Below are 16,971 nucleotides of genomic sequence, written 5' to 3'. Positions count from 1 at the left end.
GGTGGCCCCCATGCACATCGTCGTCATCGGAGCCACCGGCCACATCGGCTCGTTCCTCGTCCCCCGTCTCGTCCGCTCGGGTCACCGGGTCGTCGCCGTCACCCGCGGCACGAGCACCCCGTACGCCGACGCCCCGGAGTGGCAGCAGGTCGAGCGGATCACCGCCGACCGCGAGCAGGAGGACCGCGACGGCACCTTCGGCAGCCGCATCGCCGCCCTCGGTGCCGATGCCGTCGTCGACCTCGTCTGCTTCACCGAGTCCTCGGCCGCAGCGCTGGTCGACGCGCTCCACGGTACCGGTACGCACCTGGTGCACTGCGGCTCGATCTGGCGCGCCGGCGTCTCGCACGTGCTGCCGATCACCGAGCAGAACGCGACCCCGCCGTTCGGTGACTACGGCGTCCAGAAGGACGCCATCGCCCGGATGCTCGAGGAAGAAACCGCATCAGGTGGTTTGGTCACGACGTCGCTGCACCCCGGGCACATCAGCGGTCCGGGCTGGACGCCGATCGGTCCGCTCGGCAACCTCGACACCTCGGTGCTGACGAAGCTGTCCGCCGGCGAACCGCTCGAGGTCCCCGGTCTCGGCGCCGAGACGATGGCACACGTGCACGCCGACGACGTCGCGCAGGCGTTCCAGCTCGCGGTCGAGCACCGCGATGCGGCGGCGGGCGAGGACTTCTTCGTCACGGCTCCGACGGCGCTCACCGCGCGCGGGTACGCCCACCTGGCAGCGTCGTGGTTCGGCCAGGAGGCCCGGCTCGACCCCGTCACGTGGGACCGGTTCCGCGAGACCACGGCTCCAGAGCACGCTGACGCCAGCTGGGAGCACCTGTCCCGCAGCCAGGTCTTCAGCACCGAGAAGGCGAGTCGTCTGCTCGGCTACGCGCCGGCGTTCACCGCCGAGGAGACCGTGCTGGACGCCGTGCGCTGGCTCGTCGACCACGGCGAGCTCGAGGTCGCGAACCCCCTGCTCCGCTGAGCCCCGTGATCAGGCCCGCTCCGGCTCGACCACGAGCCCACGGTTCCGGTGCACGACCCAGACCGTCGCGGCGAATCCGGCCAGCACCGCGGCGCCGATCGTGACCGCCGTCCAGCCCCCGGCGTTCCACAGCACCGACGCCAGGGCCGAACCGATCGCGCCACCGATGAAGTTCGAGGTGACGAACGCCGTGTTGAGCCGGCTCCGCGCGGCCGGGTCCACCGAGAAGAGCCGGGTCTGGTTGAGCACGTTCGCGGCCTGCACGGCGACGTCGAGCAGCAGCACGGCGAGCAGCACCACGACGATCGAGTGCGCACCGATCCCGGCGACGACCAGGGAGACGAGCAGGAGCACGATCGCTCCCCCGGTGACGGGTACCGACAGTCCCCGGTCGTGCAGCCGCCCGACCCGCTGCGCCGCCACGGCACCCGCGAGCCCCACCAGGCCGACCAGCCCGATGCTGCTGGTGGAGAAGTCGTAAGGGTCGCTGCTCAGCAGGAACGTCAGGGCGGTCCAGAACATCGTGAACACGGCGAACACCGACGAGCTCATCACGAGCGTGACCTGCACGGTCCGGTGGGTCCGGACGGCACGGAACACCGACAGGATGAGCTGCGGGTACGGCACCCCGCCGCGGGCCTCGAGCTCCGGGATGGCGCGCCGCAGCAACAGGGCGAGGATCACCGCGACGACGGCGGCGAGCACGTAGATCGCACGCCACCCGAACGCGTCCGCGACCAGGCCGCTGATCGTCCGCGACACCAGGATGCCGGTGAGCACCCCGGAGGCGATCGTGCCGACGACGCGTCCGCGCTGCGCGGGGTCCGCGAGGTCCCCGGCAAGCGGGATGAGGAGCTGCCCGGCGACCGTGGTCAGCCCGACCAGTGCCAGGGCGACCAGGAGCGTCGCGAAGGTCGGAGCGATCGCGGCGAGCAGCAGCGCGACGGCGGAGGTGACGAGCACCCAGGGGATGAGGCGTCGGCGGTCGAGGACGTCCCCGAGCGGCACGACGAGCAGGATGCCGAGGGCGTAGCCGACCTGGGTCAGCGTGACGAGCAGCCCGGCGAGCGACGCCGAGGTGCCGAGCGACGATGCGATGTCGTCGAGCAGTGGCTGCGACCAGTACAGGTTGCCGACCGCTGCTCCCCCGGCGACGGCGAACAGCAGGGTCCGGCCCGTCGACATCGAGTGGTCGGTGGTCATGCTGCGGGTGCTCCCTCGTTCACGGCGGCCAGGGCGTTCAACGTGCGCGGGTAACCGATGAGCGGGACGAGCACGGTCAGGACGTCCAGCATCTGCTGGCGGGTGTTCCCGACGTTCAGGTTGCCGGCCACGTGCCCCTGCACCTGGGCGTCGGCCCCGCCGAGCGCCGCGAGCAGCGCGAAGGTCAGGAGTTCACGGGTGGGCAGCGACAGCCCGTCCCGGCCGACGGTGTCCCCGAAGCAGTTGCCGGACAGGAACCGCTGGAAGTGCACGGCGTCCGCGGGGGCGTTCTCGTACATCGCGTCGATGCGGTCCACACCGACGACGGCGCCCTGCACCGCTCGGCCGCGCTCGAGTCGGTCCGCCGGGGTCGTCGTCGACTGTCCAGCCAACGGCAGGGTGACCCCGCGGGCGACCAGTACGGCGTTGGTGATCGTCAGGAAGTCGCCGACGCGTGCGGAACCGACGTAGGCCACGGCCTGGTAGACGATCTCCTTCGCCTCGGTGGGCGAGAGCGGACCGTCGAGGGCCTCGTCCAGCAGATCGCGGAACGCCGTCGGCGCCCCGGCCGCGATCGTCGCACCGAGCTGGACGACCACGCGGTCGTGCTCGCTGAGTGATGCGTTCCGCAGGGTCTCGTCCACGAAGTCGGCGTGGTACCGGGCGAACTCGGGGTCGGTGTCGGCGAAGGTCATGTCCTCGACGCTAGGGCCGACCGCGGAGCCGTGACAGGTGCTGTCCTCCCCCCTCAGCCGTCACCGTCGCCGGAACAGCTCCCCCAGGTGCCACGGCCCGGGCGCGAGCCGCACCGCTGCCTCGGCTCGGACCCGCTCCTCGAGTTGACGGTCGCGGGTGAGCTCGTGGATCTCCTGCTCGGCACGCCACCGGAACCGCAGTCGGCCGAGGAACCCGGTCGGCGGAGCCGGGACGACGGTCTCGACGGACTCGGTCTCGTTCACGCGTCCTCCCCGGCAGCAGCGGCGGCAGCAGCAGCACCAGCGACGGAAGCGGTCGACACAGCCGCCGCACTCGTCGCACCGGTCGCGCTCGTCGCCGCGAGGTTCGCCAGCAGCTGCAGCCGTTCCTCGGACGCCGAGCCGGGCTCGGTGCCGTACACGACCATGGTCAGCCCCGAGTCCGTGACGAGCTCCATCGTCTCGTAGCTCATGTCGATGTCGCCCACGTCCGGGTGGTGCACGCGCTTCACACCGCTCCGGTGCCGCATCACGTCGTGGGCGGCCCAGCGCCGCCGGAACTCGTCACTGCGGGTGGAGAGCTCCCCGATCAGGTCGGTCAGTCCCTTGTCGTACGGCGAGCGGGCCGCCTCGGCGCGCAGGGCGGCGACCACGTCGCCGGCGACCGAGTCCCAGTCTCGCCAGAACTGCTGACCGCGCGGGTCGAGGAACGCGAAACGCGCGGTGTTCGGAGTGCCGGAGGGCGACAGGAACAGCGGCGAGTAGACCGCGCGGGCGAGCGCGTTGCCGGCGAGGAAGTCGAACCGGCCGTTGCGGACCCAGGCCGGGGCGCTGATCGAGTCGAGCACCCGCTGCACGTTCGGCCGGACCTTCGACGTCGGGATTGTCCGGCGTGAGGCACCCGAAGCGTTCTGCAGGCGGGCCAGGTCGAACAGGTGCGCGTGCTCGGCATCGTCGAGACGCAGCGCACGGGACAACGACTCGAGGACGCTCTCGGAGACCCCGGTCAGGTTCCCGCGCTCGAGGCGGACGTAGTAGTCGACGCTCATCCCCGCGACCAGCGCGAGCTCTTCGCGCCGCAGCCCCTTGACGCGGCGGACCCCACCGAAGTCGGGCAGACCGACCTGCTGCGGCGTGACGCGCTCGCGGCGTGTGCGGAGGAAGTCGCGCACTTCGCTTCTGGTGTCCATGCGTCCACGGTACGGCCGGCCGGGTGCCGGAAGCAGGGGTTGGTGGTACCCGTCAGCAGGGATCGGCCCGGACCCGGACGGGACGGACACGAGCCGGTTCGACCGGGTGATCCCGGAGGTCTGACGCGACCACGAGCGGCCGAGAGGCGCGGTGCGGGCCCGCCCCGTCCCTCCCGGCACATGCGGTGGTCGCACCACCGCGTCAGGCGAGCTGGCGCGCCCGCTCCGCGATGCCCTCGGTCGCCGCCCACGAAGCCAGCACCCGCAGGGCGTCGGCCGTGGGGCTGCCCGGGGTCGCCGGGTAGATCGTGAGCGCGAGCCCCGGGTCCTCGGCGAGTTCGAGCGTCTGGAAGTGCAGTTCGAGCGGCCCCACGACGCTGTGCCGGAAGGACTTCACGCCGGCGTAGTGGCGGCGGACGTCGTGCGCTGCCCAGAGCTCGCGGAAGTCGTCGCTCCGCATCGACAGCTCGCCGATCAGCGCGGCGAGGTCCTTGTCGTTCGGCGTCCGGCCCGCTTCGCGGCGCAGGATCGCGACGTTCGTGTGCGCGGCCCGTTGCCAGTCCTGGTAGAAGTTCCGCGCCTGTGGGTCGAGGAAGATGAAGCGCGAGAAGTTCATCGGCCGCGCCGGTGCCGCGACCAGGTCCGAGTGCATCGCGAAGCCGAGCGCGTTCGCGGCGACGATGTCCTGCCGGTTGTTGATGATCATCGCCGGGGCGTCCGTGACGACGTCGAGCAGGTACTGCAGCTCGGGCCGGACGGCAGCGACGGGCACGACACGACCGGCGCGACGCGGGGTCTCGTTCTGGTGCTGCGACAGGTCCCGCAGGTGCTCCTGCTCGGCGGGGTCGAGCTGCAGGGCCCGGCCGATGGCGTCGAGCACGCTGTCCGAGACCCCCTGCAGGTTCCCGCGCTCGAGTCGCGTGTAGTAGTCGATGCTGACGCCGGCCAGGCGTGCGACCTCTTCGCGACGCAGCCCGGTGACGCGGCGCCGTGTGCCGAAGGTCTCGACGCCGGCCTGTTCGGGGGTGATGCGGGCGCGACGGCTGGAGAGGAAGTCGCGCGCTTCGTCGCGGTGGTTCATGCCGTCACGGTACTTGGCCCCGTCCGGCGCGAGCGAGGGGCTGCGGGAACCCCTTTCACGTGCGCGTGAACGGGACGGAGACGATCCGGTCGTCCCCGCTCGACGGTGTCCCGCGCCCGTCGGTGTTGTTCGTGACGAACCAGAGCGTGTCCGACGGGCCCTCGAGCACCGTCCGGATGCGGCCGAAGTCGCCCGCGAAGTACTCGGTCGCCGTGCCGGGGTCGTCGGCCGGGACCGCCCGGAGCACCTCGCCCCGCAGGTTCGCGACGAACACCGTGTCGTCGACGACGGCGAGGCCGCTCGGGGACGCCTCGTCGGTGGACCACTGCTGCACGGGGTCGACGAAGCCCTGGTCCTCGCCGCCGGTGCCCTCGACCTCGGGCCAGCCGTAGTTCGACCCGGGCTCGATCACGTTGAGCTCGTCGTTCGTGTTCTCGCCGAACTCCGACGCGAACATCGTGCCGTCCGACGACCACCCCATGCCCTGCACGTTGCGGTGCCCGAGGCTCCACACCGGCGAGCCGTCGATCGGGTTGTCGGCGGGGACGTCGCCGTCCGGGGTGAGCCGCAGGATCTTGCCCGCGAGTGACTCCTCGTCCTGCGCGTCCGTGCTCGCGCCGGCGTCCCCGACGCTCGCGTAGAGCATGTCGTCGGGCCCGAACGCGATCCGGCCGCCGTCGTGGAACGTGTTCTTCGGCAGCCCGTCGATGATCGACGTCGCCTCGCCGAGCCCCCACGACCCGGTGCTCCCCGTCAGCTCGTACCGCTGGATCCGGTTGCCGTCGTCGGCCGTGGAGTAGACGAACAGGTCGTCGTCGTGCAGCGCGAGCCCGAGCAGTCCGCCCTCGCCGCCGTGGCTGACACCGTCGACCGTGCCGACCTGACGGGTGGTGCCGTCGGACCGCAGCTCGAGCACCCGGGCCGAGTCGCGCTCGCTGACCAGCGCGTCGCCGTCGTCACCCGTCAGGACCACCGACCAGGGGGCCTCCAGGCCGGTGACCACGTCGGTGGTGTCACCGTCGAGCGCCACCTGACCGGCCGACAGGTCGGCGGGCGCGGTCGCGCGCGCCGACGGCGAACCGCCGCGGTCGGACCCGTCCCGCTCTGCTCCGTCGCCGCTCGTGCAGGCGGTGAGGGCCAGCGCGGCGACGGCGGCGAGGCCGGCCACCGACCAGAGACGGCGGCTGCGGGGCGTTCCGGCGGGTGTGTCCACGATGATCCTCCCGGGGTCGTGGGTCGATCACACACGCTGCGTTCGGGAAACCCCTGAGGGGGTCTGTCGGCACCTCCCGACGGTGCGTACGGCGGCCTACCGTCGTCGGCATGCAGATCGAACCGAAGCAGCCGACCGTCAAGAACCCGCCCGAGCAGTTCACCGGCGACGTGTACCTCGACGCCATCGCCTCGCCGAAGGAGCCCGGTCAGACGATGACCGTCGCCAAGGTCCGGTTCCTGCCCGGCGCCCGCACCGCCTGGCACTCGCACGCCAAGGGGCAGACCCTGCACGTCACCGAGGGCGTCGCGCGGATGGGTACCCGGGACGGCCGCGTCATCGAGGTGCAGGCTGGACAGACCGTCTACACGCCCGCCGGCGAGGAACACTGGCACGGCGCGACCCCCACCGACTACATGGAACACCTCGCGATGCTCGAGGCCGCCGCCGACCCGGCGACGACCACCACCTGGCTCGAGCACGTGAGCGACGAGGAGTACACCGCATGACCACCATCGCCATCGTCGGGGCCGGCAAGGGCCTCGGCCTCGCCGTCGCCGAGCGCTTCGCCCGTGAGGGCTTCGCCGTCGCCCTGATCTCCCGCAACCAGGACCGCCTGGACGGCCTCGCCGCCGAACTGCGTGAGCACGGCCACACCGCAGCCGGGTTCGCCGCGAACGTCCGTGACGGGGACTCCCTGCGCACCGCACTCGAGCGCGCCACGGAGCAGCTCGGCCCCATCGAGGTACTGCAGTACAGCCCGCTTCCCGCCAAGGAGTACATGCGCCCCGTGCTCGAGACCACGGCGGACGACCTGGTCGGCCCGATCGAGTTCTCGGTCTACGGCTCGGTCAACGCCGTCCGCCAGGTGCTGCCCGGCATGCGCGCGATCGGCCACGGCACGATCCTGTTCGTCAACGGCGGCAGCGCGGTCCGACCGGGCGCCCGCGTCACCGGAACGTCCGTCGCCTTCGCGGCCGAGAGCGCCTACGCGCAGCTGCTGCACGACGCCGTGCGCGACGAGGACGTCCACGTCGGCCAGCTCATCATCCCGTTCGGCATCGACGACGGGCAGCCCGAGCACTCCGGGGAGTCCATCGCCGACCGCCTGTGGGCGATCCACACGGAGCGCGGCGACTTCCGCACCTACGCGGAGGCGCTGCCCGAGCTCGCGTGAGTGGCATCGAGTGAGCAGAACGCGACGAGTCCGAAAACCCGACCCGTCGCCTTCTGCTCACTCCATGACGGACTGGAGGCCCGTGGCGACGCCGCCACGGGCCTCCAGTCCGTCACTCCGGCAAGTGCACCTTCGCGAGATCCATCGACGCGTCTCGCCAGGAGCGCGCGCGGGCGGTGCTCATCACCGCGACGTGCGGTTCTGCCCATTCGGTGATCGCCGGCCCGCGCATCAGTCGACCGGTGTGCGCGATCACGGCTCGGAGTGCGGCCTCGGTCAGCTCGGCCGCGAACGCCTCGCCCCCGGGCACCCCCGCGAGTTCGGTGAGGTAGGCATCCCCGAACCGTTCCGCAGCCGCCGCGCGCAGATAGGGGCTGTCGAGGCGCTCGTACCAGCGCCGGACGAACGCGTCGTACGGAGCCATGTCCACAGCGAAGCCGCCCGAGGCGAAGAGCAGGTCGGCCACCCGGTCGGGAGCCAGCCCCTGAGCTTCGGCGACCGCGGCTTCGATCGCTCCGGCATCGACGAGCCGTGCAATTTCGCTCATCTCACCCATCCGTTGCTGATGTGGCCACTCAAGGACGTCCGCACTGTGATCGTTCGGTTGTTGTGACGCCAAACGTAGTCAATGTGCTTCCGAGTCTTCGTTGCCGGTCACTTCGTGAGCAGAAGACGTCGAGTCCGAGCAGCCGACTCGACATCTTCTGCTCACCAAGCGAAGCCTCACGCAGCGCGCGGCTCAGGCAGCGCGCGCGTCAGTGCGCCCGTCGCACCGCCACCCGCCGCCGACCCCGCGAGGTCAGCCAGGCCCCGGCCGTCACCACGAGGGGCAGGCCGATCGCGAGCAGCGCCAGCACCGGCCAGTCCGGCACGAACGGCATGTGGTTCACCCCGACCGGGCTCTCGGTGAACCGCAGGGTCAGGGCGCGGATCGGCAGGAGTCCGAGGAGCGTCCCGATCACCGAGCCGACCGTGGCCAGGATCGCCGCCTGCCAGGTCGACACCCCTCGGCGCAGGCGTGGTGCGGCACCGATGGCATCGAGCACCTCGTCGTCCCGCCGGCCGTCGGACCGTGCGAGTCCGATCGCCACCGCCGTCGCACCGATCGTGACGGCCGCGGCCAGTGCGAGCACGATCGCCCGGATGATCGCCTCGTTGTCGATCGGACCGGCTTCGTACATGAACGACGGGCCGCTCCACCGTGCACGGTCGTCGCCGCCGAAGCTCTGCCACGCCGAGCTCAGCTCGTCCGCCTGGGCCGGGTCGAGGTCGTGGGGCAGCGTCGTGACGAGCATGCCGTCGACCACGGGCACGCCGTACTGCTCGGCGGTCGCCTTCGTCATGAAGACGCCGACCTGGATCCGCGGGGTCTGCACGTCGAGTACCGCGGGGATCGAGACGCTGGCCGCCGGTCGGCTGCGCTCGGTGATGGGGTCGCTCTCCCACGTCCGGTCGTGGAAGGTGTCGACGCGGACCGCACCGTCGTGGGCGTACTCGGGCCAGAGCGACACGGCTTCGCCGCGCTCGAGCGCGTCCCGCACGGCGGCGGACGGCCGGTGCCCGGTGAGCACAGCGTAGTCGTCCACGGTCCCGGTCCAGATGTGCGGGCTCGACACGCTCGCCGTGTCCAGGTAGTACGAGCAGCTCGTCGTGTCGTTCGCGGGGCAGTCGTACGCGCTCCAGCGGTGCGGGATCGTGACGGTCGAGGGGGTGTCGCCCGGCTGCTCCTGCGCGACACCGAGCACCCGGATGCGGTCCTGGTCGAAGACCCCGGACACCACCTTCGCGGCGTGGGCCGTCAGTTCTGCGTCGTGGCGACCGGTACTGCCGCCGTCCTTCGTCTCGGTCTGCACCTCGGCCGTCGCGACCCCGACCGCCGTCGTGTACTCGTACCCACGGACGTACTGGGCGTGACTCGACGCACTCCACGTGATCACGACCGAGGCCACGAACACGACGCTCATCACGCTCGCCAGCACGGGTACCGTGCGGACCGGGTTGCGGCGGGCGTCGCGGGCGGCGAGCCGGGCGGACAGACCGGCCCGCGAGGTGAGCCGGGTGATCAGGGCGAGCAGCCACGGTGAGCAGATGGCGATGCCGAGCTGCATCAGGCACGGCCCGATCGCGACGCCGGCACCGACGACGTAGGCCCACCGGTCGTGCTGCACCGGGCGGTCGTTGAGCATGAGGACGCCGACGCCGCACGCCATCGTCATCACGGCTCCGAGGACCATGAGCAGTGGGCCCCAGATGCGCCGACGACGGCGGGCCGGACGACTGACGGGCACCGGACGGAGCGAGCCCCGCAGCGCCGCGAGCACGTTGATCCGGGTCGCCGACCGTGCGGCGACGAGCGCGGAGACGAGTCCGGCGAGCACCCCGGCGGCCGCGATGGACAGCAGCAGGAGCGGCGGCACGTGCAACCCGGGGAACGACGCCACGTTGCCGTTGTCGATCAGTCGGTAGGCGAGCACACCGATCCCGGTGCCGGCGGTGACCCCGAGGACCGCGCCGACGAGCCCGAGCACCAGGCCCGACCCGGCGACGATCGTGCGGACGAACCGTTTGTCGCCGCCGACGCTCGTGACGATGGCGTACGAGCGGGTGTCCGCCCGGGTGCCGACCAGGAACGCGGCCCCGGCGAGCAGGGCGACCTCGAACATCGCGAAGACGCCGAGCAGTCCCATCGCCCCGAGGTACCAGCCGAGCGACGAACCCAGCTGCCCACCGGGGAGCCGGGCGTCGGGCGGGTCGAGCACGACCGGACGCGACTGCACGATGATGCCGTGCGCGTTGAGCTGCCGGATCTCCGACCACGTCGGGGCGTCCGACGGCAGGTACACGGTGACGTCGGTGAGCCCCACGTCGTCGGTGGTGTCGGTCGTCGAGAGCGTCGTGCCCCAGGGCAGGAACACGCCCTGCGAACCCGGGTCCGTCCCCAGGTCGGTCAAGGTGCCGGTGATCGTGAAGCGCTTGGTGACCGGGTCGGTCAGGTCCACCGTGTCGCCGATCCGCGCCCCGAGGCGTTCGAGCGTGGCCGGCGTGACCATGAGCTCACTGCGCGTGGTCGGCCTGGAACCGTCGAGCACGTGCCAGTGGCCCTCGAGCGACGGGTCCCAGACGCTGCCCTCGACCGCGGTCAGGCCGACGGGACCCTTCGGCCCCTGGACCACGACGGGTGTGCCGCCGACCGGGATCGACAGGGCGCCGTCGGGCACGTGCGCCAGGACGTTCGCGAAGGGGGAGTCCTCGTCCGACTTCGTGACGGGGCTGTTCCGCTTCGAGTCCGTGGACTGCCACTGGACGGGGTCCTGCACCATGCCGGGCAGGTCCGGGCCGGACACCCGCATCTGCGCCGATGCCTGGCCGAGGTCGTAGTCGAGCCGCTCGGTTGCGGTGGCCTGTGTGGACTGCACCACGACGGCGACCGCGGCGAACCCGGCGGTGGGGATCCCGATGAGCGCGATGATCAGTGCCGCGCGGCCCGCCTTCGCGAACGCCAGTCGACGCCCCAGACGGAGCGCCGGTCTCAGGGCGAACGGCGTCCGGCCGGTCCCGGCACGCCGACCCCGGCTCACGAGGCGGTCCGGTCCGTCAGCGCGGCCTCGACGCCCGAGTACACGGTCTCGTCGACCACCCGACCGTCGCGCAGGAACACGATCCGGTCCGCCCAAGCCGCGTGCCGGGCGTCGTGCGTCACCAGGAGGGCGCCGGCTCCGGCGTCGACGTGCCGACGGAGCATGCGGAGCACGACCTCGCCGGTCTGCGAGTCGAGGGCTCCGGTCGGTTCGTCGGCGAGCACGAGCCGGCGCTCGCCGACCACGCCGCGGGCGATCGCGACGCGCTGCTGCTGGCCGCCGGACAGGTCGTCCGGGTAGGCGTCGGCGCGGTGCGACAGCTCGACGTTGTCCAGCGCGAGCTCCGCGGCGCGGCGGGCCTGCGAGGCCTTCCACCCGTCCAGCTCGAGCGGCAGTGCCACGTTCTCGACCGCGGTCAGCGAGGGGATCAGGTTGAAGTCCTGGAACACGAACCCGATGAGTCGTCGGCGCAGCGCTGCGAGTTCCTTGGCAGGACGGTCGGACACGAAGGCGCCGTCGATCAGCACCTCACCACTCGTCGGCGGCAGCAGGGTGCCGGCGCAGGCGAGCAGCGTCGACTTGCCCGACCCCGAGGTGCCCATCACGGCCACCATCTCGCCGCGCTCGACCCGCAGGTCGATGCCGGCCAGGGCGGTGACGGCCTTCGCGCCGGAGCCGTAGTGCACGCTCACGGCGTCGAGCTGCAGGAGCGGTGCGGCGGTCACCGTGCGCTCCGGGGAGCGGAAGCGGCAGCGGAGGCGTCGGCACTGGCAGGCGCCGCCGGGTGCTCGTCCGGCCGGTACCGCGCGACACTCGACTCCACGTGGTCGAGCCAGCGCACCTCGGCCTCGGCCTGGAACACCATCGACTCGAGCACGAGCGACCACGCCAGGTCCGTCGACGGGTCGGTCGTGCGCTTCAGCCGCGTCAGGTCCTGCAGGTTCCGGATCGCGGCACCGCGCTGCACCTGCACCAGCCGGGCGACGTCGACTCCGGGCACCGTCACGGCGAGGGCGAACTTGATCGCCAGCTCGTCGCGGCCGCGCTTGGCCGGCACGGGCTCGCTGAACCAGCGTGCCACCTCCGCGCGACCCGCGTCGGTCGCCGTGTAGACGACGTGTCCGTCGTCGTCGGCGTCGCCGCGGGCCACCAGGCCGTCGCGTTCCAGGCGGTCCAGGGTCGTGTAGACCTGGCCGATGTTCAGCGGCCAGCTCCCGCCGGTGCGGTGCTCGAACTCCCCCCGGAGCTGGTACCCGTAGCCGGGTCCCCCCACCAGCAGCGCGAGTACGCCCATCCGAACGCTCATGACAATTCCCCTGTCCCGGGCCACCGTGGCCATACTGAGTATGCACATACCCGGTATGCGTGCGCAAGCACGGATCTGGAGAGGGCGGGAAAACGGACGGGAGGCGCGGTGCCAGCTGGCACCGCGCCTCCCGTCCGACCGGTCGTCGCGTTCGCGACCCGCGGTCGCGCCCGGAGGGTCAGTGACCCAGCTTCGCCAGCTCCTCGAACTCGTCGTCGGTCAGCTCGACGGTGGCACCCGCGAGGTTGTCCTCCAGGTGCGCGACGCTCGACGTACCGGGGATCGGCAGCATCACCGGGGAGCGCTTGAGCAGCCAGGCGAGCGCGAGCTGCGCCGGGGTGGCACCCTTGCGCTCGGCGATCTCGGTGAGCGGCGAGTCCTCGCCGGTCAGGCCACCCGTGGCCAGGGGGAACCACGGGATGAAGCCGATGCCCTGCTGCTCGGACCAGTCGAGCAGCTCCTCGGCGTCACGCTTCTGCAGGTTGTAGAGGTTCTGCACGGAGACGATCGTGGCGATCTCCTGCGCGGCCTTGACCTCGTCGACGGAGACCTCGGACAGGCCGATGTGGCGGATCTTGCCCTCGTCCTGCAGCTTCTTCAGCTCGCCGACCTGGTCCTCGAGCGGGACCTTCGGGTCGATGCGGTGCAGCTGGAACAGGTCGATGCGCTCGAGGCCCAGGCGGCGGAGGCTCATCTCCGCCTCTTGCCGGAGGTACTCCGGGCGGCCGACGGGCGGCCAGACGTTCGGGCCGATGCGGGTGAGGCCGGCCTTCGTGGCGATGACGACGTCGTCGCCGTAGGGGTGCAGGGCCTCCTTGAGGAGCTCCTCGGCGACGTAGGGGCCGTACGAGTCGGCGGTGTCGAAGAAGTTCACGCCGAGCTCGACGGCGCGCTTGAGGACGCGGATCGCCTCGTCGTGGTCCTTCGGCGGTCCCCAGACGCCGGGGCCGGTGAGCTGCATGGTGCCGTAGCCGAGCCGGTTGACCTCGAGGTCGCCGCCGATGCGGAAGGTGCCGGAGGACGCGGCCGGACGGTTCGTGGTGTCAGTGCCTGTGGTCATGTCCCCGGTCTACGCCCGGTGCGTTGCCGGTCCCTGAGTCGGTGTCCCCCGACCGCTTTCCGGGTTCGCAGGGTCTACGGACGGGTGGGCCGCGGGTACGGGGTCTCGCCGCGTTCGAGTCCGCCGACGAGCTTGGCGAGCCGGTTCGTCCGCACCGTGGCGTTCGGGGCGGTGGTGATGCGGTGCAGCACGGCGTACCGGTTGGTGGCGTCGAGCTCGGCGAACAGCGCGGCGGCTGCGGGGGCGGCGTCGAGCGCGGCCTGCAGGTCCTCGGGCACCGTGGCCGTTGCCGAGCCGGCGTAGGCGCGGTCCCACCGGCCGTCGCCCTTGGCGCGCTCGATCTCGGCGTGCCCGCGCTCCCGCATCCGGCCCTCGGCGATGAGTGCCGCGACCAGGCCGAGGTTCCGCTGCGACCACAGCGAGGCCTTCCGGCGCGGGGTGAACCGCTGGCGGTAGGTCGTGTCGTCGCGCCCGCGCCGCTGCCCGTCGATCCACCCGGAGCAGAGCGCCTCGTCGAGGGCCGTGTCGTAGGTCAGCGTCGTCGGCTCCGTGACGCCCTTCTTCGCGAGCACGAGCCACACCCCGTCCGGTTCGTGCTCGTGGTCGTCGAGCCAGGCGCGCCACGCGGCGACGTCCGGCAGTACCAGGTCGACGATGTCCATGCGGTCATCGTAGGACCGGCCGGCGACGCCGATCAGTGCGGGTCAGGCCGCGCTGCTGCTGATCCGGGTCGCACTCGCCCAGTCGTGCACCCAGTCGGGCACGGTGAGGTCGCGGTCCGCGCCACCCGCCGCCTCGAGCAGGTCCGCGGTCGGCACCGTCCCGCCGGAACGTCGCAGGAACCGGGCCTGCACCACGGCGCGGGCCATCACGGCGCCCTGTCGCACGAACGTCTGCTCCAGGTACACGGCACGGTCGTCGACCCCGAGCACGTGGGTGCGGAGCTCGAACCGCTGCCCGAGCGTCAACGACCGCTTGTACGTGATCGTCTGCGCCGAGACGACGGGGTACCAGCCACGTTCGGACAGCGTTGCCCAGTACCCGGAGCGGAGCATCAGGTCGAGCCGACCGAGGTCGAGCATCGACAGGTACTTGCCGTTGTTGACGTGCCGCAGCGGGTCGAGGTCGGTGGGAGCGACCCGGAACGGCGTCCGGACCTCGTCCCAGAGCGACGCCCGGCGGCGTCCACCGACCCGAGCGCGCAGACGGGTCCGCAGCTGCAGCAAGAGCAGTCGGAAGTACAGGTTCACGGATTGATCACACCAGTGCGCGGAGCAATCGTGCGAGCACCTTAGAGGAACCTCACGAAGCGCCGGTAGCGCTGGTCACCGCGGACCCGCTGCTTCCGACAACCGCCGGAGCGGCCGGGTGGGTCAGCCGGAGAACATCCCGCTGGAGGCGCTGCCACCCGGGTGCGCGGTCCTCGACACCCCTTCGGCCGTCGATCGAGCGGCGTCGGCCTCGACCATGGCACGTGGCCCGGCCGTGGGGTCGGAGAAGTCCTCGAGGTCCGCGAGCGCTCGCCGCCGACGGCGGTTCTGCACCTCGAGCACGACGAGCAGGGCGCCGAGCACGACGACCACGGCGATGACGATCCCGATGACGACCACGACACTCCCCCGAGCCCGGGGCGTCTGCCCCGTCCCTCGCAGCGTAGCGGTGCGGAGGCGGGTACAGCCAGTGCCTCCCGCCGTCAGGGGGACCGGGAGTAGACCTGCAGCATGCAGACACGCAAGCTCGCAGACCTCGAGGTCGGACCGATCGGCCTCGGAACCATGGGCATGAGCGCCTTCTACACGGGCGCCGGCACCGACGACGACGAGTCGATCCGCACCATCCACCGCGCGATCGACCTCGGCGTCACCCTGTTCGACACCGCCGAGGCGTACGGCCCCTACACGAACGAGGAACTCCTGCGCCGTGCGCTCGAGGGCCGTCGCGACGACGTCGTCATCGCGACCAAGTTCGGCCTGTACCACCACGAGGCCGGCGAGGAGACGCCGACGCAGCAGCGCGGGATCTCCAGCAAGCCCGAGTCCGTGCGCGAGGCCCTCGAAGGATCCCTCCGTCGCCTGGGCACGGACCACATCGACCTCTACTACCAGCACCGCGTCGACCCCGCCGTCCCGATCGAGGACGTCATCGGCCAGCTCGCCGGCTTCGTGCAGGAGGGCAAGATCCGGCACATCGGACTGTCCGAGGCCGGCGCCGAGACCATCCGCAAGGCCCACGCCGTCCACCCGATCACCGCGCTCCAGAGCGAGTACTCGCTCTGGACGCGTGACCCCGAGGGCGACGTGCTCGACACCCTGCGCGAGCTCGGCATCGGCCTGGTGCCGTACTCGCCGCTCGGCCGCGGGTTCCTGACGGGTGCCATCACGAAGCCGTCCGACCTGGACTCCGACGACTTCCGCCTGGCGAACCCGCGCTTCCAGCAGGAGGCGTTCGAGCAGAACATGCGCATCGTCGACGCGGTCAAGGAGATCGCCACCGAAGCCGGCGCCACCCCGGCGCAGGTGTCGCTCGCCTGGCTGCTGGCCCAGGGCGACGACATCGTCCCGATCCCCGGCACGAAGCGGGTCTCCCGCCTCGAGGAGAACGTCGGCGCAGCCGGCCTGACCCTCACGGCGGACCAGCTGTCGCGCCTGTCGGCGCTGCCGGTCCCGACCGGCGACCGCTACCCCGACATGTCGACCATCGGTCGGTAGACGCGACCGGTTGACGGCCTGGAGGCCCGTGGCGGATCCGTCACGGGCCTCCCGTCCGTCGTCAGTCGCGTTTGCGGACGCGAGACGCCGGCGTCAGCGCGAGACGCCTCCGAATCCGGCGGCGTCTCGCGGACTCGGCGGCGTCTTCCGAGGACGCCGGCGTCTCAGACCTCGGCGGCGAAGGACGCGGCCCGGACCTGCAGGTCCTCGATGCGCCGGAGGCGCGCTGCCTCGACGTCGTAGCCCTCGTAGGCGGGCGGCGGCAGCTTCCGGACGTTCCGCGAGCACTGGAAGTCCTGGCACACCAGGGTGCCGACGGTGTTGCCGTTCCGTCCGGCCGGCCCGGACCGTTTCGCGCTGTAGAACGCGACGTCGTTCGGCAGCTTGACGTCCTGGCACCACGAGCACTGGGCACGGGAGCGGGGCGAGGCCTCGGCCTGCCGGAACAGGATGCCGATCAGGTCGCCGTCCAGGGTCGGCACGACGGCGTACGCACGCCGCCCGATCTTCGGGTCGCGCCAGCCGAGGTAGTCGAGCGCGTCCCAGTCGAGTGTCTCGAAGTCGGCGGGCAGCGTGAGGTCGGACACCTCCTTGCGCGAGGCGTTGACGAAGGACGTGCGGAGGGTCTTCTCCACGATGGGGAGCATGGGTGATCGCTTTCGTGCGGGCCCGGGGCGTGCGGACGCACACCGCACCGGGCGGAGGAGGTCAGGGTTCGACGAGGGCGGCCGCACCCGAGGGCACGACCGAGGGCCTCACGCCCTGATGTCGGCGCTAC

At 71.7% G+C, this 16,971-nt stretch carries 19 protein-coding genes; 4 read left to right on the top strand and 15 right to left on the bottom strand.

Features of this window, described 5'->3' with window-relative positions; translation table 11 throughout:
* The first annotated feature begins 10 nt into the window (after positions 1-10).
* Positions 11-982 (top strand): NAD-dependent epimerase/dehydratase family protein, encoded by a 972-nt coding sequence (locus DEJ11_RS17645; protein ID WP_111102702.1) that lies wholly within the window; start codon positions 11-13, stop codon positions 980-982.
* 9 nt (positions 983-991) lie between these two features.
* Here DEJ11_RS17645 and DEJ11_RS17640 read toward each other — a convergent pair whose 3' ends face one another.
* The 6 genes from DEJ11_RS17640 to DEJ11_RS17615 all read right to left on the bottom strand — a co-directional run bounded on the left by DEJ11_RS17640 (position 992) and on the right by DEJ11_RS17615 (position 6,364).
* Positions 992-2,185, bottom strand: coding sequence for an MFS transporter (locus DEJ11_RS17640; protein WP_111102701.1), 1,194 nt, complete (start codon positions 2,183-2,185; stop codon positions 992-994).
* Positions 2,182-2,880, bottom strand: coding sequence for a carboxymuconolactone decarboxylase family protein (locus tag DEJ11_RS17635; protein WP_111102700.1), 699 nt, complete (start codon positions 2,878-2,880; stop codon positions 2,182-2,184). Before DEJ11_RS17635 ends, DEJ11_RS17640 begins: the two co-directional genes overlap by 4 nt.
* Positions 2,881-2,940: 60 nt before the next feature.
* On the bottom strand, positions 2,941-3,144 hold the full coding sequence (locus DEJ11_RS17630) for a hypothetical protein (protein WP_111102698.1): 204 nt from the start codon (positions 3,142-3,144) through the stop codon (positions 2,941-2,943).
* The gene (locus DEJ11_RS17625) at positions 3,141-4,070 is read right to left on the bottom strand and encodes a helix-turn-helix transcriptional regulator (protein ID WP_181440767.1); all 930 of its coding nucleotides are present in this window, start codon (positions 4,068-4,070) and stop codon (positions 3,141-3,143) included. The genes DEJ11_RS17630 and DEJ11_RS17625 overlap by 4 nt, the downstream gene beginning before the upstream one ends.
* A 202-nt stretch (positions 4,071-4,272) precedes the next feature.
* Complete coding sequence (locus DEJ11_RS17620; protein ID WP_111028872.1) at positions 4,273-5,151, bottom strand: helix-turn-helix transcriptional regulator; 879 nt, start codon at positions 5,149-5,151, stop codon at positions 4,273-4,275.
* A 55-nt stretch (positions 5,152-5,206) separates the two neighbouring features.
* Entirely contained in the window at positions 5,207-6,364 is a 1,158-nt protein-coding gene (locus DEJ11_RS17615) for a PQQ-dependent sugar dehydrogenase (RefSeq protein WP_111028873.1), read from the bottom strand.
* Between the two features lie 110 nt (positions 6,365-6,474).
* On the opposite strand from DEJ11_RS17615, the gene DEJ11_RS17610 reads away from it, so the two are divergent.
* Positions 6,475-6,873, top strand: coding sequence for a (R)-mandelonitrile lyase (locus DEJ11_RS17610; RefSeq protein ID WP_111028874.1), 399 nt, complete (start codon positions 6,475-6,477; stop codon positions 6,871-6,873).
* Positions 6,870-7,541: an SDR family NAD(P)-dependent oxidoreductase gene (locus DEJ11_RS17605; RefSeq protein ID WP_111099655.1), complete on the top strand. Its 672-nt coding sequence runs from the start codon at positions 6,870-6,872 to the stop codon at positions 7,539-7,541. The genes DEJ11_RS17610 and DEJ11_RS17605 overlap by 4 nt, the downstream gene beginning before the upstream one ends.
* A gap of 112 nt (positions 7,542-7,653) precedes the next feature.
* On the opposite strand, the gene DEJ11_RS17600 is transcribed toward DEJ11_RS17605, so the two are convergent.
* The 8 genes from DEJ11_RS17600 to DEJ11_RS17565 form a co-directional block, all read right to left on the bottom strand.
* Complete coding sequence (locus DEJ11_RS17600) at positions 7,654-8,097, bottom strand: hypothetical protein (protein ID WP_111087660.1); 444 nt, start codon at positions 8,095-8,097, stop codon at positions 7,654-7,656.
* Positions 8,098-8,296: 199 nt separating this feature from the next.
* Positions 8,297-11,119, bottom strand: coding sequence for an ABC transporter permease (locus DEJ11_RS17595; RefSeq protein ID WP_111102696.1), 2,823 nt, complete (start codon positions 11,117-11,119; stop codon positions 8,297-8,299).
* A complete protein-coding gene (locus DEJ11_RS17590) occupies positions 11,116-11,844 on the bottom strand; it encodes an ABC transporter ATP-binding protein (protein WP_027466859.1) in 729 nt (242 codons plus the stop codon). Before DEJ11_RS17590 ends, DEJ11_RS17595 begins: the two co-directional genes overlap by 4 nt.
* Positions 11,841-12,425, bottom strand: a complete 585-nt coding sequence (locus DEJ11_RS17585; protein ID WP_258375272.1) for a PadR family transcriptional regulator — start codon at positions 12,423-12,425, stop codon at positions 11,841-11,843. The genes DEJ11_RS17590 and DEJ11_RS17585 overlap by 4 nt, the downstream gene beginning before the upstream one ends.
* Before the next feature lie 178 nt (positions 12,426-12,603).
* Positions 12,604-13,485 carry an aldo/keto reductase gene (locus DEJ11_RS17580; RefSeq protein WP_111102693.1) on the bottom strand — a complete coding sequence of 294 codons (882 nt, stop codon included), beginning with the start codon at positions 13,483-13,485 and terminating at the stop codon, positions 12,604-12,606.
* Between the two features lie 74 nt (positions 13,486-13,559).
* Positions 13,560-14,147, bottom strand: coding sequence for a YdeI/OmpD-associated family protein (locus DEJ11_RS17575; RefSeq protein WP_111053648.1), 588 nt, complete (start codon positions 14,145-14,147; stop codon positions 13,560-13,562).
* 42 nt (positions 14,148-14,189) lie between these two features.
* Positions 14,190-14,735: an acyl-CoA thioesterase gene (locus DEJ11_RS17570; protein WP_111038397.1), complete on the bottom strand. Its 546-nt coding sequence runs from the start codon at positions 14,733-14,735 to the stop codon at positions 14,190-14,192.
* Between the two features lie 123 nt (positions 14,736-14,858).
* Positions 14,859-15,095: a hypothetical protein gene (locus DEJ11_RS17565; RefSeq protein ID WP_111102692.1), complete on the bottom strand. Its 237-nt coding sequence runs from the start codon at positions 15,093-15,095 to the stop codon at positions 14,859-14,861.
* Positions 15,096-15,206: 111 nt separating this feature from the next.
* Here DEJ11_RS17565 and DEJ11_RS17560 point away from each other — a divergent pair, with 111 nt between their 5' ends.
* On the top strand, positions 15,207-16,193 hold the full coding sequence (locus DEJ11_RS17560; RefSeq protein WP_111102691.1) for an aldo/keto reductase: 987 nt from the start codon (positions 15,207-15,209) through the stop codon (positions 16,191-16,193).
* Between the two features lie 164 nt (positions 16,194-16,357).
* Here the strand turns inward: DEJ11_RS17560 and DEJ11_RS17555 are convergent, their stop codons facing one another.
* Positions 16,358-16,840 (bottom strand): FBP domain-containing protein, encoded by a 483-nt coding sequence (locus tag DEJ11_RS17555; RefSeq protein WP_071406263.1) that lies wholly within the window; start codon positions 16,838-16,840, stop codon positions 16,358-16,360.
* Between the last annotated feature and the right edge of the window lie 131 nt (positions 16,841-16,971).

Origin of the sequence: Curtobacterium sp. MCLR17_058, assembly GCF_003234705.2 — a bacterium.
Taxonomy (GTDB): Bacteria; Actinomycetota; Actinomycetes; order Actinomycetales; family Microbacteriaceae; genus Curtobacterium; species Curtobacterium flaccumfaciens.
Note: the sequence above shows the minus strand (reverse complement) of the source record. Positions and strands in the feature narration are given on the sequence as shown.